The sequence below is a fragment of the Azoarcus sp. DN11 genome (assembly GCF_003628555.1).
In the GTDB taxonomy this organism is placed as follows: domain Bacteria; phylum Pseudomonadota; class Gammaproteobacteria; order Burkholderiales; family Rhodocyclaceae; genus Aromatoleum.
Map to the genome: position 1 here is coordinate 1,734,743 of NZ_CP021731.1, position 21,257 is coordinate 1,755,999.

The window sequence follows — 21,257 nt, forward strand, 5'->3', positions numbered from 1 at the left end:
CTGGAGTAACGAAAGAAGGAGGGATGCAAGCATGATCAAGCGCCTCATCACCGCCGCCGCGATGTGTGCGGCCTTTTCGCTGTCTGGGGCGCCGGGGGTTGCATACTCGGCGCCGGACGATACCTGGGGAGCGGACTACTTTCCCAACGTGCCGCTCGTGACCCAGGACGGCAAGACGGTGCGTTTTTACGATGACCTGCTCAAGGGCAAGAAGGTGCTGGTCAACTTCATCTTCAGCAACTGCGACCAAGTCTGCCCGCTCGACACCGCGAACATGGCGCGGGTGCAGAAGCTGCTCGGCGAGCAGGTGGGGCGCGACGTCTTCATGTATTCGATCAGCCTCGATCCGGAGCACGACACGCCCGAGGTGCTGAAAGCCTACGCGGAAAAATTCGGCGCAGGGCCGGGCTGGGTGTTCCTGACCGGCAAGCGGAAGGACGTCGATGCCGTCCGCTTGAAGCTCGGAGACCGGGGGAGCAAGGAGGAGCACGCGAACACCGTGCGCATCGGCGACGTGGCGCAGGGCCGCTGGATCAGGGTGCCGCTGACCGCCGATCCGCACTACATCATGGTCGAGGCGAACAGCACGCTGAACCCGGGCTGGTCCACGGGCAAGACGCTGAAGAGCATCGCGGATGCCCCGCGACCCGAGGTCTTCGGTCCGGGGCAGCTCCTGTTTCACAACCGCTGCGCCGCCTGTCATGCCTTCGGCAAGGGCGACCGGATCGGGCCGGATCTGCAGGGCGTGACCGCGCGCCGGGCGCGCGACTGGCTCGTGCGCTATCTCGCAGCCCCCGAGCGGATGCGCGCCGACAAGGACCCCATCGCGATGGAACTGGCGAGCCGCTACAAGGTGCTGATGCCGGACCTGTCCCTGACGCACAAGGAACTCGGCGAGCTCATCGAGTACCTGGAGGCCAAGAGCGTCCCGCAGCCGGCCGCCGCGACGTCGATGGCGCCGGAAGCGGCGGGCGAGGCACCGCCGGCGGCCCATTCCCATGATGACCACCATCATCACGATCACGTCGCCGACGGCAAATAGCGCGGGTGGCGTGTAGCGGGCGGCCGCGCCGGACGGCGGCCCCGGCACGACCGGTTCAGCGGTGGCGGCGCGTCTGCCGGTACATGCGCATCAGCGTGCTCTTGCCGAACAGGCTTTCGACCAGGTCGACGGCCAGTTCGGCCGTCATGTTGCGGTTGTCCAGCGCAGGGTTGAGTTCCACGATGTCGAGCGAGGCGAACTGCTCGGTATCCGCGATCATTTCCATGCACAGCTCGGCTTCGCGATAGGTCGGGCCGCCGCGCACGGTGGTGCCGACGCCCGGCGCGATAGTCGGGTCGAGGAAGTCGACATCCAGGCTGACGTGCAGGTGCGTGTGCTCATCGACGCCGGCGAGCGCTTCTTCCATGACCGCGCGCATGCCGACCTCGTCGATGTAGCGCATGTCGAAGACCTCGACGCCGAGCTCGCACAGGAAGCGTTTTTCGCCTTCGTCCACGCTGCGGATGCCGATCTGGCGGATCTCGGACGGGAGCATCGCGGGGGTGTGGCCGCCGATGCGCGTCAGCACTTCCGGCCCGTGTCCGCACAGGCAGGCGACCGGCATGCCGTGGATGTTGCCCGAAGGCGTCAGCGTCGCGGTGTTGAGGTCGGCGTGGGCGTCGAACCACAGCACGCGCAGCTTCTTGCCGACGCTGCGGCAGTGGCGCGCGACCGCGCTGATCGAGCCGATCGCGAGGCAGTGGTCGCCCCCCAGCACGACCGGCAGGCGGCCGGCGCTGAGCTCGGCGTATACCGCGTTGTGCAGCGCCGTGTTCCACGCGGCGACCTCCTGCAGGTGACGGAAGCCGTTCACCGCCGGCAGGTCGGGGTTGGCCGGACCGGCGAGGTTGCCGCAGTCGCGCACGTCGGCGCCGAAGGCCGCGATGGCGCTCTCGATGCCGGCCACGCGCAGGGCCTCCGGGCCCATGCTGGCGCCGCGCGTGCCGGCGCCGACATCGGTGGGTACGCCGATCAGGCTGACGGTCAGGTTCATCATGATGCGTTGCCCCTTGTCAGGCGTCGTATGCCGCGGTTCGATGATTCGCTTCGACCCCGCTTGGCGCGGAGTGGTTCGTCCGGTGCCGTTTCACAGGGCCGAACTTTGAAGGATGCGGCCGCCAGACAGAATCGACAATTTTGTAGCGGAATGGCATTGGTCTGACAAAACGGCAGGGCGAGTTGCCGATCTGATCAAATCCGCCGTCCCCGTGCCGCCAGAGCTTGCCACAGTTGAGGTATAAAGGCGCCGCGGCAGGCCGGACCGCGGCCGTCGAAGAGTCCCGCAATCGCGGATTCCGATGAGGAGAGGCACGACGTGAAGCGCGCGCAGGCCAACGGCCTCCTGCTGGTGGCGGCACTGATCTGGGGGACGGCCTTCGTCGCCCAGCAGACGGGCATGCGCGACGTCGGCCCCTTCACCTTCACCGGCGTGCGCTTCCTGTTCGGCGCGGTGGTGATCCTGCCGCTGGTTGCGCGCGAGTTGCGCCGGCTCGGGCGGCGGGGCGTGTGGCTCGACCGAAGGGACCTGGCGGGCGGGCTGCTGCTCGGCGTGGTGTTGTTTCTCGGCGCCGCCTTCCAGCAGATCGGCATCGCCGGCACGACGGTGAGCAACGCCGGCTTCCTCACGGCCCTGTACGTGCCGCTGGTGCCGGTGGCGAGTGCACTGCTGCTGCGCGAGCGCATGCACTGGTCGGCGTGGCCGGCGAGCGCGGGCTGCCTGGGTGGCACCTATCTGCTCGGCGGCGGCAGCCTGTCGGCGCTGTCGACGGGCGACCTGTGGGTGATCGCGAGTGCGCTGTTCTGGGCCGCGCACGTGATGATGGTCGGGCGCGTTGCGGCGAGGCACGGCGCGCCGATCACGATCGCGTGCCTGCAGTTCGTGATGTGCGGCATGCTGGGCGTGGCCAGCGGGTTTTCGCTCGAGGTCGTGAGCGTCGATGCGCTGGCGCGCGCGCTGCCGTCGCTCGCCTACGCGGGCATCCTGTCGGTGGGGATCGGCTTCACGCTGCAGGTGGTCGCGCAGCGCCATACGCTGGCGGCGGATGCGGCGATCCTGCTGAGCTGCGAGACGCTGTTCGCAGCGATCGCGGCACGGATCTTCGTCGGCGAGGTGCTCACGCCGATGCAGCTCGTGGGCGGCGCGCTGATCTTCGCCTGCGTGATGGCGATCCAGCTCTTGCCGCTGACGAGCTCGCGCGCGGAGGCGGCGCAGCCGGCGTGACCCGGCGCGCCGTCACGCGGCGTTCTCGAAGAGTTCGGGCGGAATGTCCTCGGGGCACAGCTGGTTCGCCTCGTCACCCATCAACGCAAGCATGAGGCGCAGCTGGTTGCGCAGCTCGCGCAGGTTGCCCGGCCAGCGGTGGCGGTGCAGCAGCGTGAGGGCGTCGGGGCAGACGTAGATCGGGCGCCCGCCCGCCGCCTCCAGCACGAACTGGCACACCAGGGCGTCGAAGTCGCTGCGCTCGCGCAGCGGCGGCAGACTCAGCACCTGCCCGCCGGCGGCCTCGAAGCCGCGCAGGTCGAGCCGGCCCTCGTTGCGTAGGTCGGCTAGCGGGCGGCGCGCGGCGCCGATCAGGCGGGTGCCGTCGCCTGCGTCGAAGAGCCGCGCCTGCAAGGTCGTCGGCAGCGCGTCGATCTCCACGAGGAAGAGGATGCCGTTCGCGGCCTGCGCACGGGCACGTCCGATCTCGGCCTCGGCGGCCGCGCCGTCCGGAAGGGCGCTGCAGTCGATGCCGATCAGCGGCGCGTCGGAGGAGGGCTTATGATCCTCGTGGAAGGCGCGCACGAGATGCGCCTTGCCGGTACCCATCTCGCCTTCGATCAGCAGCGGCACCTTCGTCGCCGCGTTCATGCGCAGGGTTTCGACGATGTGCGCGATGCGCTCGTCGCCGAGGCCGATGGCGCCGAGACGGGAGTCCTCACGCCGCACCGACGCGCTTTGCGTCCCTGCATGTCGTCGACGTCGGGGGCGCAGGTTTGCCCGCGCGATGAGGGTGCGCCCCTTGAGGTCGTAGAGCGGAAACGGTGCGTCGGGCGTCCGCGCGGCCCATTCGACCAGGGTGCCCCATGGCGTGGCGAAGCAGGCTTCGCACGTGGTCGCGGGATGCTTCGCGTCCAGCCCCAGCAGCGCGCGCGCCTTGCGGTTGCTCGCGACGAGGCGGCCGCCTTCGTCGAACACGACGAGCGCGTGCAGGGGATCGGCGAGCGCATCGCGGCGCGTGTGGAAGTGCAGCGTCAGGAAGCCGTCGTCCAGGGTTTCGAGCAGGCGATGCTCGATCAGCTCCGCGGTCGTGCGCAGCAGCGCCTCGGCGTGGGTCAGGTTTTCGTGTGCGTCCGACGATACGTCGAGGATGCCCAGCATGCCGCCGGTGGGCGCGAGGATGGGGGTGGCGACGCAGGTCAGGACGCGGTTGCGCGCGAGGTAATGCTCGTCGCCCTGCACGGTGACGACCGTCCCGCTGTGGAGCGCAGTGCCGATCGCGTTGGTGCCCATCGCGGCCTCGCTCCAGTCGACGCCGGGCCGCAGGGCGACGCGGCTCGCGCGGTCGAGGAAGTCCGTGTGGCCCAGTGCGCTGAGGATCATGCCGTGGCGATCGGCCAGCAGCACCGTCGACGACGGGCTGCCGATCTGGCGATACAGGCCTTCGATCATCGGGCGCGAGAATGCGAGCAGGCGATTGTTCGCGGCGATGCGGTCCGTGAGTTCGCCCGGTGCGAGCGCGGTGTCGTTGAGCGCCGCGTGCGGACGCAGGCCATGCTCGCGGCTGCGTTGCCACGATGCGCTGAGGGATTCCGGGCGGGGAACAGGGGGTGACGCTTCCATCATGGGATGCGATGAAGCATGAATCATTCCGCCGGCGCCGGGCGGGCCGTTGATGGGGCTTCTCGAGGATTCGCGGCGGAACGGGGGCCAAGACGGCGGCTCAGTCTGTCACGCATCGGAACAGGTGTTGCCTTGTTGAGCAGCCGGGAGCAGGTGCGGGGGAAGGTTCGTTCAGCGTCGACGGGCCGCGCATGCCCTGCACAAGTGATTGTGCGCAAAAGGAAATGTTCTTCGGGAACGACTGGCCGCACGTGCTGGCACGCACCCTGCGGAAGGAATGGCGACGCGAGACAGCGTTCAACCAATCGATACTTCTGGAGACGAGTTCAATGATCTACGAGATGCCCGGCAAGCAAGGAGCCAAAGTCCAGTTCAAGACCCGTTACGACAACTTCATCGGCGGCAAGTGGGTGGCGCCGGTGCGCGGCCAGTACATGGACAACGTCACCCCGATCACCGGCCGCAAGTTCTGCGAAGTGGCGCGTTCGAGCGCCGAGGACATCGAGCTCGCGCTGGACGCCGCGCATGCCGCCGCCGACAAGTGGGGCCGCACCTCCGTCGCCGAGCGCGCCCGCATCCTGACCCGCATCGCCGACCGCATCGAGGAAAACCTCGAGCTCGTCGCCTACGCTGAAACGGTCGACAACGGCAAGCCGATCCGCGAAACGCTCGCCGCCGACATCCCGCTCGCGATCGACCACTTCCGCTACTTCGCCGGTTGCATCCGTGCGCAGGAAGGTTCGCTCGCCGAGCTCGACGACAACACCGTCGCCTACCACTTCCACGAGCCGCTCGGCGTCGTCGGCCAGATCATCCCGTGGAACTTCCCGATCCTGATGGCCGCGTGGAAGCTCGCGCCCGCGCTGGCCGCCGGCAACTGCGTGGTGCTCAAGCCCGCCGAATCGACCCCGGTCGGCATCCTGGTGCTGATGGAGCTGATCGCCGACCTGCTGCCCGAGGGCGTGCTCAACATCGTGAATGGCCTCGGCCGTGAAGCCGGCGTGCCGCTCGCGACCAGCAGCCGCATCGCCAAGATCGCCTTCACCGGCTCGACCACGACCGGCCGCCTGATCATGCAGGCCGCGTCGCAGAACATCATCCCGGTGACGCTGGAGCTCGGCGGCAAGTCGCCGAACGTGTTCTTCGAGGACGTCGCCGCGCAGGACGACGAGTTCTTCGACAAGGCGATCGAAGGCTTCGTGCTCTTCGCGCTGAACCAGGGCGAAGTGTGCACCTGCCCGTCGCGTGCGCTGATCCACGAGTCGATCTACGACAAGTTCATGGACCGCGCGCTTGCCCGCGTGCAGGCCATCAAGCAGGGCAACCCGCTCGACACGGCGACGATGATCGGTGCGCAGGCCTCGACCGAGCAGATGCAGAAGATCATGTCCTACATCGACCTCGGCAAGCAGGAAGGCGCCCAGCTCCTGACCGGCGGCGAGGCGGCGCGCTTCGACGGCGAGATCGCCGAAGGCTTCTACATCAAGCCGACGGTGTTCAAGGGCCACAACAAGATGCGCATCTTCCAGGAGGAAATCTTCGGGCCGGTGCTGTCGGTGACGACCTTCAAGGACGAAGCGGAAGCGCTCTCCATCGCCAACGACACGCTGTACGGCCTGGGTGCCGGCGTGTGGTCGCGCGACGGCAGCCGCGCCTACCGCATGGGCCGCGGCATCAAGGCCGGTCGCGTGTGGACCAACTGCTACCACCTGTACCCGGCGCACGCCGCGTTCGGCGGCTACAAGCAGTCGGGCATCGGCCGCGAGACGCACAAGATGATGCTCGACCACTACCAGCAGACCAAGAACCTGCTGGTGAGCTACAGCCCCAACGCGCTCGGCTTCTTCTGAGCGCGGTGCCGGGCGCAGTCGCCCGGCTTCGCTCATGTTGTTCTTCTCTCCCTCTCGTCCGTCCACAGCGGAAGAGATTCACGGGCGGCAATGGCCGCCCGTTTTTTTCGCCGCGTCGCTGCGGCAAGGAGCGAATCATGGTCCCGCGAGTCATAGCCACAAAGAGTGCCGAGGAACTGATCGAACGGCTGATCGTGAAGCATGGCCCGGTGATGTTCCACCAGTCCGGCGGCTGCTGCGACGGCAGCGCTCCGATGTGCTACCTGCGTGCGGAATTCCTCACCGGCCCGTCCGACATCCTGCTCGGCGAGATCGGCGGCAGCCCCTTCTACATCAGCCGTGCGCAGTACGAATACTGGAAGCACACGCAGCTCGTCATCGACGTCGTGGAGGGGCGGGGAGGCATGTTCTCGCTCGAGGGACCCGAGGGGTTGACCTTTCTGACGCGTTCGCGCCTGTTCACGGACGAGGAGCTTGCACAGCTCGGCAGGGAAGGGTGATCATGCGCCATACTTGAAGCGGATTCCGCTCCCGCCCGAGAGGCCCTGATTGCGCGGCTCGGCTGCCGGTTGTGCCGAAATGGAGCAGATGCTCCATAACGATACACGCGGGTGCGGGACCGGAGGCTTCCCCCACGCGCCGCAGGCTGGAGCGAATCCTGCAAGTGAAGCATCACCACCCCCGGCTCGATCCGGGGGCAAGGACACAAGAACGATGGAGACAAGAAAATGCTGCGTCTTTTTGCGCGCGCCTGGCTCGTGGCCGCCGCGCTCCTCGCCTGCCTGAGCGCCCCGGCATCGGCCGCCGATCCGGCGGTGATCCGTATCGGCGTGCTGCAATACGGCACCGTGAGCTGGGAGCTCGAGGTGATGAAGCGCATGGGCTTCGCCGAGCGCGAGGGCGTGCGGATCGAGGTCGTGCCGCTCGCGCAGAAGGACGCCGCGAACGTCGCGCTGCAGGGCGGGGCGGTCGACCTCATCGTCAATGACTGGATCTGGGTCGCGCGCCAGCGCGCCGAAGGGCGTGACTTCGCCTTCGTGCCATACTCGCGTGCGGTGGGCGGGATCATGGTGCGGCCGGACGCCAACGTGCGTTCGCTCGCCGACCTGCGCGGGCAGCGGCTGGGGGTTGCCGGCGGGGCGCTGGACAAGAGCTGGCTGCTGCTGCGGGCCTGGTCGCGCAAGTCGCTCGGCGAGGACGCGGCGACCTTCGTGAAGCCCGATTTCGGCGCGCCGCCGCTCCTCAACGCCCTGATCCTGAAGGGCGAAATCCCCGCGGTGATGAACTTCTGGCATTTCTCCGCGCGCCTGCGCGCGGCCGGCATGCGCGAGCTGCTTACGCTGGACGACGTCCTCAAGGGGCTGGGTGTCGAAGGCGAGCTGCCGATGATCGGCTGGGTGTTCCGCGAGGACTGGGCGACGAAGCACCGCGCGGCCTTCGAAGCCTTCCTGCGCGCCGGGGCGCAGGCGCGGCGGCACATGCAGACCTCCGACGCGGTGTGGGAGGAACTGCGCCCGCTCACGCGCGCCGAGGACGACGCGACCCTCGCCGCCCTGCGCGACGGTTTCCGGGCCGGCATCCCGAGTGAAAACATCGCGCAGGCCGAACGCACCGCGCAGCGCATCTTCTCGATCCTCGCCGCGGAGGGCGGGGCCGAACTCGTCGGCAGCGCCACGGCCTTGCCGGCGGGCACCTTCTGGCGTGCGGGCGGAAGCCGCTGATGAAGGCAGGAACCGATGACTCCACGTCCTGGAGCGTGCCGGCGGTGACGCGCGGGCGGGCGGCGAAGCGCCTCCGCCTGCCGGGCGAGGGCTGGCTGCGCGCGGCCTCGCTCGTTGCTTTCCTCCTGCTGTGGCAGCTCGCCGCCGCCTTGTTGCAAAGCTCGACCCTGCCGCCGCCGGCGACGGTGTTCGCGCGCATCGTCGCCGAGACGCGATCGCTCGCCCTGCCGTCGCACCTCGCGATCACGCTGGCGCGCGTCGCGGTCGCCTTCCTCCTGGCGATGTCGATCGGTGCGGCGATGGGCATCGCGATGGGGCGCTGGCGCCAGCTCGACCTGCTGCTCGACGGCTGGCTCGTGCTCGGGCTGAACATTCCGGCGCTCGTCACGATCATCCTGTGCTACGTGTGGTTCGGCCTCAACGACGCGGCGGCGATCGTTGCCGTCGCCCTGAACAAGATCCCGACCGTCGTCGTCACCGTGCGCGAAGGCGCGCGCGCCGTCGACGCCCGGCTGATGCAGGTCGCCCGTGCCTACCGCGTGCCGCGCACTCGCACCTTCACCCACGTCTATCTGCCCCAGCTCGTGCCCTACCTGATGGCGTCGGCGCGCTCGGGCCTGTCGCTGATCTGGAAGATCGTGCTCGTCGTGGAGCTCCTCGGGCGCAGCAACGGCATCGGCTTCCAGCTCAACATGTTCTTCCAGCTCTTCGACATCGCGGGCATCCTCGCCTACACGCTGGTGTTCGCGGCGATCGTGCTCGTCGTCGAAGCGGCGGGCCTGCGCCCGCTGGAGCGGCGCCTGACGCGCTGGAGGTCCTGAATGCTCGACATCGTCATCGACCGCAAGTCCTACCCCGACCGCGGCGGCGTGCCCCACGTCGCGCTCGCGGGCCTGCATCTGCGCGCCGCGCCGGGCGAGTTCGTGTGCGTCGTCGGCCCCTCGGGCTGCGGCAAGAGCACGCTGCTCAACGTCGTCGGCGGTCTCGACCGCGACGTCGACGGCCGCGTTCAGCTCGCCGGCGCGGACAGCGCGCGCGACATCGGTTTCATGTTCCAGGAGCCGCGCCTGATGCCGTGGCTCACGGTGCTGGAGAATGTGCTCCTCGTCACCGGATCGCCGCCCGCGGCGAAATTGCGCGCGCGCGAACTCCTCGTCGCGATGGGCCTCGGCGACGTGCTCGACGCGTTTCCCGGGCGCCTCTCCGGCGGCATGCAGCGCCGCGTTGCGCTCGCGCGGGCCTTCGTGATCGAGCCGAAGCTGCTGCTGATGGACGAGCCTTTCGTATCGCTCGACGTGCCCACCGCAAACCGCCTGCGCGCGATGCTGGTGGAACAGTGGCAGCGCTCGGGCGCGACGGTGCTCTTCGTCACGCACGACTTGCGCGAAGCGCTGGCGCTGGCCGACCGCGTCTGCTTCCTCTCGCGCTCGCCGGGGCGGGTCGTGCTGGAACTCCCCGTCGCGCTGCCGCGGCCGCGCCTGCCCGACGATGCCGCCGTGCAGGCCCTGCAGGCGAATCTCCTTGCGCAGCATCCCGAGCTCCTTGCCGGGCTCACGACCTCCCAAGACGGGACCACGGATGAATGACCGGATGAAGATCGAAAGCGAAGTGTCGCAAGCCACATCGTCGGCGACGGCGGGGGGAGCGGTCCTCCTGGATCTCGCCGACGTGCGCAAATCCTACGGCGCGCGCGAGGCGCTGCGAGGCGTGAGCCTCGCTGTCGGGAGGGGCGAATTCGTCGCCCTGCTGGGTCCCAACGGCGCGGGCAAGAGCACGCTGTTCCAGCTTTTGACCGGCCTCTTCAACGCCGATGCAGGCCGCATCGAGGTGTGCGGCCACGACATCCGCAAGGATCCCGTCGCGGCGCTCGCGCACATCGGCGTCGTGTTCCAGCAGAGCACGCTCGACCTCGACCTCGGCGTCGCCGCGAATCTCAAGTTCCATGCCGCGCTGCACGGCCTGGGCGGTGCGCGCGCGCGCGAACGCGTTGCCGACGCCCTTGGCCGGCTGGGCCTCACCGAGCGCGCGGGCGACCCGGTGCGTGAGCTCAGTGGCGGCAACCGGCGCAAGGTGGAGCTCGCGCGCGCCCTCGTGCACGAGCCCGCGGTGCTGCTGATGGACGAGGCCACGGTCGGCCTCGACCCGGCCTCGCGCCGGCAGCTCCTCGACGAAGTGCTCGCGCTGCGCTCGCGCGGCGTCGGCGTGCTGTGGGCGACCCACCTCGTCGATGAGGCCGAGGCGGCCGATCGCGTCATCGTTCTGCATCGCGGCCAGATCCTCGCCGAAGGCCGTCCGCAGGAGCTCGCCCGCAGCGCGGGCTCCGCGACGCTCGCCGACGCCTTCCTGCAGATGACCGGCGGGGGCGGCGAGCGCGCCGACTGAGATCTCCCGGCCCCCCGCGCACAAGAACACAAGAACCAGAAAGGAGACCCGCTTGAACCCCCCCATCCGATTCCTCGCCGCCTGCGCCCTCGCACTGGCCGCGGGCGCGGCCGGCGCCAAGGGCACCGGCTACGTGTTCGTCAGCAGCGAGAACGACAATGCCGTGACCGTACTCGACAGCAAGACCTGGCAGGTCGTGAAGACCATCGCCACCGGCAAGCGCCCGCGTGACATGCACCTTTCGCCCGATCGCAGCCAGCTCTACGTGATCGCCAGCAAGGCCAACCGCATCGACGTCATCGATATCGGCCAGTTGAAAGTCGCGCAGAGCATTCCGGTCGGCGAAGACCCCGAAATGTTCGACCTCTCGCCCGACGGCAAGCGGCTCTACGTCTCGAACGAGGAGGGCGCACAGGTCACGGTGATCGACGTGGCGACCAAGAAACCCGTCGCCCGCATCGAGGTCGGCGAGGAGCCCGAAGGCGTGCGCCTGTCGCCCGACGGCAAGCGCGTGTACGCGACTTCCGAGGTCGCGAACATGGTGCACGTGATCGATGCCGCAACGAACAGGATCCTCGCCAACGTCGTCGTCGCCAACCGCCCGCGCCGCTTCGCGATGACGCCCGACGGCGCCGAGGTGTGGGTTACCAGCGAACTGGGCGGCAAGGTCACCGTGCTCGACGGCGGAACCAGCGCGGTCAAGGCCACGATCGGCTTCACCCCGAAGGGCTTCCGCCCCGATGACGTCACCCCGGTCGGCATCGCGATGAGCGCCGACGGCAAGACCGTGTACGTGACGCTCGGGCGCGCGAACCATGTCGCCGTGGTCGACGTCGCCAGCCGCAAGGTGCAGGACTACGTGCTGGTGGGCAACCGCGCCTGGGGGGCGGCGCTCAACCGCGACGGCAGCCTGCTCTTCGTCACCAATGGCCTGTCGGACGACATCTCCATCGTCGACACGAAGACCCGCAAGGTGCTGCGCTCGGTGCCGGTCGGGCGCGTGCCGCATACCGTCGTGATCGACGACTGAGTAACCGTCTTTGGAGTCAAGCAGAATGGAAGTCGGCAGCCCAAGGCGTGTTGGTCTTGACCATGGCGTTGAGAGTGGTCAGGAGCTTGCGCATGCAGGCGACCAGGGCGACCTTGGGCAGCTTTCCGGCGGCGATGAGCCGCTGGTAAAAGGCCTTGATGGTGGGGTTGTGGGTGGCGGCGGTGAGCGTGGCCATGTAGAGGACGCGGCGGATCTCGAAGCGCCCGCCCTGCACGCGGCGTCGGCCGCGGCTGGTGCCCGAGTCGTTGGCCATTGGCGCCACCCCGACGAGTGCGGCGATCTGGCGGCGGTTGAGCCGGCCCAGCTCGGGCAGCTCGGCAATCAGGGTGGCGCTGGCCACGGGGCCGATGCCGCTCGCGGAGCGCAACAGCTTGTCGAGCGCGGCGTAGTGCTCGCGCACGTGGCCGACCATCTGCGCTTCAACCTCGTCGAGCTGCTTGCGGATGGCCTCGATCATGGCCTCGATACTCGGGCGCACCACGGGGATCGCGAGTTGCAGGCGCTGGCGCTCGGACAGCAGCATGGTCAGCAGCTGGCGGCGGCGGGTGACCACCGCAGCCAAGGCCTGCTGCTGAGCGTCGGCGAGCGGGCGGATGAGGCTGGCCAGATCCTCGCGGCGCACCAGCACCGCGGCGAACTCGGCCAGTATGCGCGCGTCGATCGCGTCGGTCTTGGCGAGGCGCCCCATCGACTTGGCGAAGTGGCGCGCCTGGCGCGGATTGACCACCGCCACGGCGAGGCCCGCCGCCTGCAGCGCGCAGGCGAGGGTCGCCTCGTAGCCGCCGGTGGCCTCCATCACCACCAGCGCCACCCCTTGCGGCTGCAAGGCTGCCGCCAGCGCCGAGTGGCCCTCGGCATCGTTATCGAACTGCTGAGCATCAAACTTGGCGCCCATCACCGCGACATCGACATGCGCCTTGGCGACGTCGATGCCCACCACCACTGAGGTCACAGACATGATCTTCGGATCCCTTCCTTGTGCATGCGCGCTCGGTCGAACCGGGGCGCGTAACCGTTCGGGCTTCAGGAAGACCAGCACGGCGGCCGTGCGCTCTGCACTCAGTCACGGGCTCGGACACCCCAGGCGCGCTCAAACTGCACGGTCCGGTCTGGCCGCCTCAGCGGCAACCAGACTCTACCGTACTGGTCTGGCTTAAACATACAAGGGGCGCCGCATGTACCGGATCACCTCACGACTGCTGCGCCACGCCGCCGCACTTCTCGCCGCGCTGACCCTCGCCGGCGGCGCGGCGGCCGCGACCACCGTGCGCTTCGCGCATCTCGAACTCGATGCCGACGCGCGCTACGACGAGACGCATCTCGCCTTCCGCGGCCTCGCCCTGCCGCTGGGGCGCCCCTTCGCCGGCGCCGAAGTGGCGCTGCGCGAGGCGCGCTTCGTCGGCCAGGCAGTCGGCGCCGAGTTCGCGCTCGAACGCGTCACGGGCGCCGACGCCAAGGCGCTCGTCGCGTCGATCGACAAGCTCAACAAGGAGGGCGTGCGCTACTTCCTCATCGACGCGCCCGGCGCGGTCGTCGCCGACGTCGCCAAGGCCGTGCGGGGCAGGGAACTCCTGCTCTTCAACGTCTCGGCGCCCGACGACGCCCTGCGCCAGGCGCAGTGCCAGCCGAACCTCCTGCACACGCTGCCGAACGACGCGATGCGGATGGACGCGCTCGCGCAATATCTCGTGTCGAAGAAATGGCGCAACGTGCTGATGCTCGAAGGCCCGCGTCCCGAAGACAAACTCCTCGCCGAAGCCTTCGATCGCGCCGCCAAGCGTTTCGGCCTCAAGCTGGTCGAACGCCGGCCCTTCGTGCTCAGCAACGACCCGCGCCAGCGCGACCAGGGCAACGTCGGGCTGCTCACCGCCGGAGCCGACTACGACGTCGTCTTCATCGCCGACAGCGACGGCGAGTTCGCGCGGAGCGTTCCCTACCGCACGGTGCGCCCGCGCCCGGTGGTCGGCTCGGAAGGGCTCACCGCCGCCGCCTGGTCGTGGGCGTGGGAGCGCCACGGCGCGCCGCAGTTGAACAGCCGCCTCGAGAAGCACGCCGGGCGAAAGATGGCCGATCCCGACTGGGCCGCCTGGATGGCCGTGAAGGCGGTCGTCGAGGCGGTCGTGCGCACGCAGAATGCGCCGTTCGGCACGGTCGCGAAGTATCTCAAGGGCGACGAGATCGCCATCGACGGCTTCAAGGGCAACCGCCTGGGCTTCCGCCCCTGGGACAATCAGCTGCGCCAGCCCATCCTGCTCGCGACCCACAACGCCGTGATCGAGCGCGCCCCGATCGCGGGCTTCCTGCACCCGACCAACAACATGGACACCCTCGGCTTCGACCAGCGCGACAGCCGCTGCGCGTTCTGAACGGAAAAACCGGCCCCATGAGACTCTCCCACGCATGGCTCGCGCTGCAGGCGATCGCGGGCCGCGAGATCGCCAAGTTCGTGCGCCAGGGCGGGCGCTTCGCCTCGGCGCTGGTGCGCCCGCTGCTCTGGCTCGTCGTCTTCGCAGCCGGCTTCCAGAACGTCTTCGGCGTGTCGATCATCCCGCCTTACGACACCTACATCCCGTACCAGGTCTACATCGTGCCGGGGCTGCTCGGCATGGTGCTGCTCTTCAACGGCATGCAGTCCTCGCTCGCGATGGTGTACGACCGCGAGATGGGCATGATGCGGCTCCTGCTCACCGCACCGCTGCCGCGCAGCTTCCTCCTGTTCGCGAAGCTCCTCGCCGGCACGCTGCTGTCGGTGCTGCAGGCCTACGTCTTCCTCGTGATCGCGTGGCTCTTCGGCGTCGAGGTGCCGTGGAGCGGCTGGCTCTATGCGTTGCCGGTCGTCGTGCTGTCGGGAATGATGCTCGGCGCGCTCGGGCTGCTGCTGTCCGTGCAGGTGCGCCAGCTGGAGAACTTCGCCGGCACGATGAACTTCGTGATCTTCCCGATGTTCTTCCTCTCGCCCGCGCTCTATCCGCTATGGAAACTGGAAGAATCGGGCGCGGCCGCCGTGCATCTGGTCGCGCAGTGGAACCCCTTCACGCACGCCGTCGAGGCGATCCGCTTCGCCCTCTACGGCCAGCTCGCCGCGACCTCGCTCGCGATCGTCGCGGGCTGTCTCGTCGCCTTCTTCACGCTCGCGGTGCGCGGATACGACCCGCAGCGCGGAATGCTGAGGCGAACCGGCGGCAAACCGGCCTGAGCGGCCTGGGGTTCGGCTGTAACGTCGTGGAGCAGGTGTTCCAGAACGGAGCAGTCGCGGCCAAAAAAAGCCGGATGTTCGGCAAAACCTTGCATGGGTTTTGCCGTGCATCCGGCAATTTCGCGGGTCCGTTCGCGCCCGCGGGTGCTTCACGGCACGTGGTGCGTGATTCCGTAGGCCGTAAAGATGCGGTCGACCTCGCCCGAGCGCTGCAGGTCGGCGAGTGCGCCCGACAGCGCCGACGCGAGTTCCTTGCTGCCGGCCTTCACGGCCATGCCCAGCGGCCAGCCCTTGACGCGCATTTCGGGCATGTCGAGCGTGTTCAGTTCGAACTGCTTGTGGTCCTTGAGCGCCGCTTCGAGCTGGCTGCGCGGCGCCATCACCGCGCTGACCTCACCCTTGACCATGGCCGCGGCGGCTTCATCGACGCTGCGGAAATGCACGACGTTCTCGCGCAGCCGGCCGTTCAGCACGTGCAGCATGAAGTCGCTCGCGTGCGTGTCCAGCTCGACGCCGATCTTTTCGCGCGTGAAGGCCTCGAACGCGACCGCGGCCGAACCCGACACCGGCGGCACGCGCTCGGGATTGCGCGCGATCGCCATCGTTTCGAGGTGGTAGGGGCCGAAGATCGCGACCTTGTCGTTCTGCGCCGCGAACTGCGCATCGACCGGCACGTGCAGCATCACGTCGGCCGTGCGGTGGCCGAGGTAATGCCCTTTCCACACCATGTTGCGCAGGTCGTCGCCCATGTTCTCGTCGGGCGGGAACTCGACGATCTCGGCGCGCAGGCCCAGTCGTTCCGCGAGGGCCTGCGCGAGGGCCACATCCACCCCCTTGCCGTGCGCCGAGAACGGCGGGTAGTCCGCATACACGGCCACCCGCAGGGTGCCCGCCTGCTGCACCTCGAGCTGCGCGGCCGCGTGGGCCGGAAGCAGGGCGCCCGCGCAGAGGGCGCCCGCTGCGATCAGGAATGCGCGTCGGTCATTTTTCACGTACGGTCTCCAGCCAGGCCTTGATTGCCCACATCGCCTCCTGCTGCAGCATGCCTTCGAACGGCGGCATATAGACCGCGCCGTTGCGGCTCACGCCGTGGCGGATGCGCTGCAGGAAATACTCGTCCGTTTCCGGCGCAATGTCGAGCTTGCGCAGGTCCGGCGCGATGCCGCCCGAGACCGCGCCGAGGCCGTGGCAGCGCGCGCAGTTCTGGTTGAAGGCCGAGCCGCCGATGCGGATCGCCTCCTGGTTGTCGCGGTACGGATTGACCTCGCGCCATTCGTCGCCGAGCTTCGGCAGGGTCGATACGTCCACCGCCTGCGGCGTGACGTCGCCGTGTGCGTGGGCCAGTCCCGCTCCGAGCGCGAGGGCGGCGGCGAGGGCCGCGGTGCGCAGTTTGCAGGTCAGTGTCTCCTTGTTGTGCTTGTCCACCTTGTAATTCCTCATCTCTGATTGACGACGCCCGGGGAACCGGATCTGCCCAGTCCTTCGCAAGCCCTGTGCCACGTTCGCGGAACGGGGCGGAATCCGGCGTATTTCCTTGGTAAGGCACCTGAAAGCTACTGGCAGGAAAATTGCTCACCATTGTTGCCGGGGCGGGAGAACGATTGCTTCGACCTGGTGCAGGTGCTACTTTCTGACACAAGGGACAAACAAAAAAATAGTCCCAAAAGTGATGCGCTGGAGAGGAGGAGAAGATGGCTGTATTGCCGCAATTGCGGGATCGCCGCGAGAACACCGTTTCGGACGCGCGACGATTTTTCTTCGAGCTTGGCCAGACGCCGGAGGCCGGGCTCGCTGCTCCCGTGCTGCGTTCCTGGCAACGCTGCCGGACCGACGGGCTCGACCACCTCGATGCCTACCTGATCGACCCGGCGGGCCGCGCCCAGCTCTCCGATGCACGCGACCGCAGTGCTCGGCTGCTCGAGCACGCGGGCGGGATCATGGAGCATGTGTTCGAGCAGATTCGCGCCTCGGGCAGCATGGTCATCCTGGCCGACACGCGAGGCATGATCCTGCACTGCCTCGGCGACCCGGATTTCGTCGGCCGCGCGCAACGCGTCGCGCTCCAGCCCGGCGCGTCATGGGACGAGCACGTTCGCGGCACCAACGCAATCGGCACCGCGATCCTGGAGAGCGCCCCGGTCGAAATCCACGGCGCCGAACACTACCTCGAACGCAACGGCTTCCTGACCTGCAGTGCAGCACCGGTATTCAACGCCCAGGGACGCATCGCGGGCGTGCTCGACATCTCGGGCGACTCGCGCAACAACCAGCGCCACACCCTGGGTCTCGTGCGCCTCTCGGTGCAGTTGCTCGAAAAGCGCCTGTTCGAGGCCGAGTTCGCCAGGGAAATCCGCATCGCCTTCCATCCCCGCCCCGAGTACGTCGGCAGTCTGCAGGAGGCAATGCTCGCGGTCGATGCGGACGGCCGGATCGTCGGCGCCAACCCCGTCGCGCGCGAGTGGCTCGGCCTCGGCGCCGGGCTCGCCGAGGCGCCGTCCTTCGGCACGCTCTTCCGCACCGGCTTCGGCCAGCTGCTCGACCGCGCGGCCAACGCACCCGATGACCTGCTGCTGCTCGAAATGCGCCGCGGTGAAGCCGTCTACGTGCAGGTGCGCGGCCACCGGCGCACGCGCCCGGAAGCCCCGGCCGCCAGGTTGCAGGACGCCGCGCCCCAAGCGGCGAAGGCTGCGGCGAAAACCGCCGACGGATCGAAGCACCGCATCACGCTCGACTGCCTCGCGACCGGCGACGCGCGCCTGCAACTCGCGCTCGACCGCGCGCGCCGCGTCCAGGGCAAGGACATCCCGCTGCTGATCCAGGGCGAGTCGGGCGTCGGCAAGGAACTCTTCGCGCGCGCCTTCCACAACAGCGGCGTGCGCAGCGACGGCCCGTTCGTCGCGCTCAACTGCGCGGCGATTCCCGAGAACCTCATCGAATCGGAACTCTTCGGCTACGTCGGCGGTGCCTTCACCGGCGCGCGGCGCGAGGGCGCGGTCGGCAAGCTGCAGCAGGCCCACGGCGGCACCCTGTTCCTCGACGAGATCGGCGACATGCCGCTCGGCATGCAGGCGCGCCTGCTGCGCGTGCTGCAGGAGCGCAGTGTCACGCCGATCGGCTCGATGAAATCGATCCCGGTCGATATCTCCCTCGTCTGCGCGACGCATCGCGTGCTGCGCGACGCGGTGAAGCAGGGGCTGTTCCGCGAAGACCTCTACTACCGCGTCAATAGCCTCACCGTCACGCTGCCGCCGCTGCGCGAACGCACCGACATCCGCAGCATCGTCGCGAACCTGCTCGAGCTCGAGTCGGCCGACCGGCACAGTGGGCCGATCGACATCAGCGAAGAGGTCATGAGCTTCTTCGAACGCTATCCCTGGCCCGGCAACGTCCGCCAGCTCCAGAACGTCATCCGCGTCGCGGTCGCGCTGCTCGATGACAACGAACACGAGATCGCGTCGATCCATCTGCCGGAGGAACTCTTCGGCATCGACGGCGAGGACGGCGGCGAAGCCTTTGCGCCGGCCGCGTCGATGTCGGGTGGGTCCGTCGCTGCTGCTACCGCGACGCCCACGCCGGTGGCCGCGACGGGTGCGCGCAGTCTGGACGAAATCGAACTCGACGCGATCGCGACGGTCATGCGTGAAGTGGGTGGCAACGTCTCTGCCGCCGCGCGTCGCCTCGGTGTCAGTCGGAACACTCTCTATCGCAAGCTCGGACGGATGGGCTGATCTTCCGTTTATGCGGTAGGCATTGTCAGGGGCATGGTATTTGCCTAAAGTTGTCAGTTGTGTCCCGTAGCGAATCAACCGACGGAGGAGAGCATCGATGTGGAAATCGCTCTACATTGACCCCGCGAAGTGTACCGGCTGCCTGCAGTGCGAGATGGCCTGCTCGTACGAACACACCGGCGTCATCAATCCCAGCAACTCGTTGATCAAGGTCTTCAACTTCGAGCACGAAGGGCGCAAGGTGCCTTACACCTGTACCCAGTGCACCGATGCGTGGTGCATGCACTCCTGTCCGGTCGATGCGATCCGGCTCGACCTGACGACCGGCGCCAAGGTGGTGTTCGAGGACACCTGCGTCGGCTGCAAGGTGTGCACGATCGCCTGTCCGTTCGGTACGGTCAATTACAACCAGGCCACCGGCAAGGTCCAGAAATGCGACCTGTGCGAGGGCGATCCGGCGTGCGCCAAAGCCTGCCCGACCGGCGCGATCACCTACATCGACGCCAACTGGACCGGACTCGGCCGCATGCAGGCCTGGGCCGCCAAGGCGAACACCCCCGCAGCGGCGGCCTGAGAGGAGAGGAATACCATGGCATGGAATCGCAAGCTCCTGCGCGTGAACCTCACCCAGGGTACGTGCAAGGAAGAGCCCCTCAACATGGAGTGGGCCAACGAGTACCTCGGCTCGCGCGGCCTCGCGGCGAAGTATCTCGTCTCGGAGATCGACCCCAGGGTCGACCCGCTGTCGCCCGACAACAAGCTGATCATGGCGACCGGTCCGCTTACCGGCACGATGGCCTCTACCGGCGGGCGCTACACCGTCAGCTGCAAGGGACCGCTCACCGGCGCGATCGCGTGCTCGAACTCGGGCGGCTTCTTCGGCGCCGAGATGAAGTTCGCCGGCTGGGACATGATCATCTTCGAGGGCAAGTCGCCGAAGCCCGTCTACCTCTTCATCGAGAACGACAAGGCCGAGTTGCGCGACGCCGCCCACCTGTGGGGCACCAGCTGTTGGCACACCGAAGAGCAGATCAAGGCCGACCACCAGGATCCGCTGATCCGCGTCTCGTCGATCGGCAAGGCGGGCGAGAACCAGGTGCTGTTCGCGGTCGTCATCAATGACCTGCACCGCGCCGCGGGGCGCTCGGGCGTCGGCGCCGTGATGGGCTCGAAGAACCTCAAGGCGGTCGCCATCCGCGGCACCAAGGGCGTGTCGGGCATCAAGGACTTCCCGGCCTTCCTCAAGGCGACCCAGGACGCGAAGAAGGTGCTCGCCGACAACGCCGTTACCGGCGAGGGCCTGCCCAAGTACGGGACCCAGGTGCTGATGAACGTCATCAACGAGATCGGCGCACTGCCCACGCGCAACCACCGCGACGTGCAGTTCGAGGACGCCGCCAAGATCTCCGCCGAGGCGATGCACGAGAAGCGCCCCTCCGACGGCAAGACGCACCTCATCACCAATGCCGCCTGCTTCGGCTGCACGATCGCCTGCGGACGCATCTCGCAGATCGACAAGGACCACTTCACCGTCAAGAACAGCCCGCAGTATTGGGGCGCCTCGGGCGGTCTGGAGTACGAAGCCGCGTGGGCGCTGGGGGCCGCGAACGGCGTCGGCGACCTCGAAGCCCTGCAGTACGCGAACCTGCTGTGCAACGAGCAGGGCATGGACCCGATCACCTTCGGTGCCACCGTCGCCGCGGCGATGGAACTCTACGAGATGGGCATCCTGACCAAGGAGCAGATCGGGATCGAGAGTCCGTTCGGATCGGCCGCGGCGCTCGCGAAGTTCGCAGAAATGGCCGCGAACGGTGAGGGCTTCGGCAAGGAGATCGGCATGGGTTCGGCACGCCTGTGCGAGAAGTACGGCCACCCGGAACTGTCGATGAGCGTCAAGAAGCAGGAATTCCCGGCCTACGACTCGCGCGGCATCCAGGGCATGGGCCTCGCCTATGCGACCTCGAACCGCGGTGCCTGCCACCTGCGCGGCTACACCGTCGCGTCCGAAGTGCTGGGCATCCCGGTCAAGACCGACCCGCACGTCACCGACGGCAAGGCCGAGCTCGTGAAGGCCTTCCAGGACGCGACCGCGGTGTTCGACGCGGCCGGCATCTGCGTGTTCACGTCCTTCGCCTGGACGCTCGCGGACGTGCAGCCCCAGCTCGCGGCAGCCTGCGGGCCCGAATGGACGATGGAGAAGCTCAACGAAGTGGGCGAACGCATCTGGAACCTCGAGCGCCAGTTCAACAACGCGGCCGGTTTCACCGCCAAGGACGACAACCTGCCGCCGCGCCTGACGACCGAACCAGCCAAGACCGGCCCGGCCAAGGGCCTGGTGAACCAGCTCGACAAGATGCTGCCCGAGTACTACAAGGTCCGTGGCTGGACGCCCGACGGTGTGCCGACCTCGGAGACCCTGGCGCGACTGGGACTCTGAGCATCGCCTGACGCTCGCCTGTCGAGC

19 protein-coding genes are annotated in these 21,257 nt (G+C 68.1%); 14 read left to right on the plus strand and 5 right to left on the minus strand.

Translation table 11 applies throughout. The annotated features are described in order from the left end of the window. The first annotated feature begins 31 nt into the window (after window positions 1-31). A complete protein-coding gene (locus CDA09_RS07895; protein ID WP_164844382.1) occupies window positions 32-1,042 on the plus strand; it encodes an SCO family protein in 1,011 nt (336 codons plus the stop codon). 55 nt (window positions 1,043-1,097) lie between these two features. Here the strand turns inward: CDA09_RS07895 and rocF are convergent, their stop codons facing one another. After that, window positions 1,098-2,039: an arginase gene (gene rocF / locus CDA09_RS07900; protein ID WP_121428117.1), complete on the minus strand. Its 942-nt coding sequence runs from the start codon at window positions 2,037-2,039 to the stop codon at window positions 1,098-1,100. A gap of 318 nt (window positions 2,040-2,357) precedes the next feature. Here rocF and CDA09_RS07905 point away from each other — a divergent pair, with 318 nt between their 5' ends. Continuing rightward, on the plus strand, window positions 2,358-3,263 hold the full coding sequence (locus tag CDA09_RS07905; RefSeq protein ID WP_121428118.1) for a DMT family transporter: 906 nt from the start codon (window positions 2,358-2,360) through the stop codon (window positions 3,261-3,263). 12 nt (window positions 3,264-3,275) lie between these two features. Here CDA09_RS07905 and CDA09_RS07910 read toward each other — a convergent pair whose 3' ends face one another. Further along, on the minus strand, window positions 3,276-4,892 hold the full coding sequence (locus tag CDA09_RS07910) for a sigma-54-dependent Fis family transcriptional regulator (RefSeq protein ID WP_286164417.1): 1,617 nt from the start codon (window positions 4,890-4,892) through the stop codon (window positions 3,276-3,278). A 302-nt stretch (window positions 4,893-5,194) separates the two neighbouring features. Between CDA09_RS07910 and adh the strand changes: the two genes are divergently transcribed. The 7 genes from adh to CDA09_RS07945 all read left to right on the plus strand — a co-directional run bounded on the left by adh (window position 5,195) and on the right by CDA09_RS07945 (window position 11,848). After that, complete coding sequence (gene adh, locus CDA09_RS07915) at window positions 5,195-6,715, plus strand: aldehyde dehydrogenase (protein ID WP_121430783.1); 1,521 nt, start codon at window positions 5,195-5,197, stop codon at window positions 6,713-6,715. Between the two features lie 137 nt (window positions 6,716-6,852). After that, complete coding sequence (locus CDA09_RS07920; protein ID WP_121428120.1) at window positions 6,853-7,215, plus strand: DUF779 domain-containing protein; 363 nt, start codon at window positions 6,853-6,855, stop codon at window positions 7,213-7,215. A 228-nt stretch (window positions 7,216-7,443) separates the two neighbouring features. Beyond that, window positions 7,444-8,436 carry an ABC transporter substrate-binding protein gene (locus tag CDA09_RS07925; RefSeq protein ID WP_121428121.1) on the plus strand — a complete coding sequence of 331 codons (993 nt, stop codon included), beginning with the start codon at window positions 7,444-7,446 and terminating at the stop codon, window positions 8,434-8,436. Next, the gene (locus CDA09_RS07930; RefSeq protein WP_121428122.1) at window positions 8,436-9,257 is read left to right on the plus strand and encodes an ABC transporter permease; all 822 of its coding nucleotides are present in this window, start codon (window positions 8,436-8,438) and stop codon (window positions 9,255-9,257) included. The genes CDA09_RS07925 and CDA09_RS07930 overlap by 1 nt, the downstream gene beginning before the upstream one ends. Then, window positions 9,258-10,022 carry an ABC transporter ATP-binding protein gene (locus CDA09_RS07935; RefSeq protein WP_121428123.1) on the plus strand — a complete coding sequence of 255 codons (765 nt, stop codon included), beginning with the start codon at window positions 9,258-9,260 and terminating at the stop codon, window positions 10,020-10,022. Between the two features lie 4 nt (window positions 10,023-10,026). Next, entirely contained in the window at window positions 10,027-10,818 is a 792-nt protein-coding gene (locus CDA09_RS07940; RefSeq protein ID WP_164844383.1) for a lanthanide ABC transporter ATP-binding protein PedB/LutE, read from the plus strand. Between the two features lie 52 nt (window positions 10,819-10,870). Further along, on the plus strand, window positions 10,871-11,848 hold the full coding sequence (locus CDA09_RS07945) for a PQQ-dependent catabolism-associated beta-propeller protein (RefSeq protein ID WP_121428124.1): 978 nt from the start codon (window positions 10,871-10,873) through the stop codon (window positions 11,846-11,848). A 16-nt stretch (window positions 11,849-11,864) separates the two neighbouring features. Here the strand turns inward: CDA09_RS07945 and CDA09_RS07950 are convergent, their stop codons facing one another. After that, the gene (locus CDA09_RS07950; protein ID WP_502697064.1) at window positions 11,865-12,827 is read right to left on the minus strand and encodes an IS110 family RNA-guided transposase; all 963 of its coding nucleotides are present in this window, start codon (window positions 12,825-12,827) and stop codon (window positions 11,865-11,867) included. A gap of 217 nt (window positions 12,828-13,044) precedes the next feature. On the opposite strand from CDA09_RS07950, the gene CDA09_RS07960 reads away from it, so the two are divergent. Then, window positions 13,045-14,235, plus strand: coding sequence for a lanthanide ABC transporter ABC transporter substrate-binding protein PedA1 (locus CDA09_RS07960; protein WP_121428125.1), 1,191 nt, complete (start codon window positions 13,045-13,047; stop codon window positions 14,233-14,235). A 17-nt stretch (window positions 14,236-14,252) separates the two neighbouring features. After that, window positions 14,253-15,065, plus strand: coding sequence for a lanthanide ABC transporter permease protein PedC (locus CDA09_RS07965; protein WP_121428126.1), 813 nt, complete (start codon window positions 14,253-14,255; stop codon window positions 15,063-15,065). Between the two features lie 149 nt (window positions 15,066-15,214). Here the strand turns inward: CDA09_RS07965 and CDA09_RS07970 are convergent, their stop codons facing one another. Together CDA09_RS07970 and pedF are read right to left on the minus strand one after the other, a co-directional pair. Further along, complete coding sequence (locus tag CDA09_RS07970) at window positions 15,215-16,057, minus strand: substrate-binding periplasmic protein (RefSeq protein WP_121428127.1); 843 nt, start codon at window positions 16,055-16,057, stop codon at window positions 15,215-15,217. Beyond that, a complete protein-coding gene (gene pedF / locus CDA09_RS07975; RefSeq protein WP_121428128.1) occupies window positions 16,047-16,505 on the minus strand; it encodes a cytochrome c-550 PedF in 459 nt (152 codons plus the stop codon). The genes CDA09_RS07970 and pedF overlap by 11 nt, the downstream gene beginning before the upstream one ends. Before the next feature lie 251 nt (window positions 16,506-16,756). On the opposite strand from pedF, the gene CDA09_RS07980 reads away from it, so the two are divergent. The 3 genes from CDA09_RS07980 to CDA09_RS07990 all read left to right on the plus strand — a co-directional run bounded on the left by CDA09_RS07980 (window position 16,757) and on the right by CDA09_RS07990 (window position 21,230). After that, entirely contained in the window at window positions 16,757-18,793 is a 2,037-nt protein-coding gene (locus tag CDA09_RS07980) for a sigma-54-dependent Fis family transcriptional regulator (protein WP_121428129.1), read from the plus strand. Between the two features lie 97 nt (window positions 18,794-18,890). Further along, a complete protein-coding gene (locus CDA09_RS07985) occupies window positions 18,891-19,367 on the plus strand; it encodes a 4Fe-4S dicluster domain-containing protein (protein WP_121428130.1) in 477 nt (158 codons plus the stop codon). A 15-nt stretch (window positions 19,368-19,382) separates the two neighbouring features. After that, window positions 19,383-21,230 (plus strand): aldehyde ferredoxin oxidoreductase family protein, encoded by a 1,848-nt coding sequence (locus CDA09_RS07990; protein ID WP_121428131.1) that lies wholly within the window; start codon window positions 19,383-19,385, stop codon window positions 21,228-21,230. Window positions 21,231-21,257: the final 27 nt, after the last annotated feature.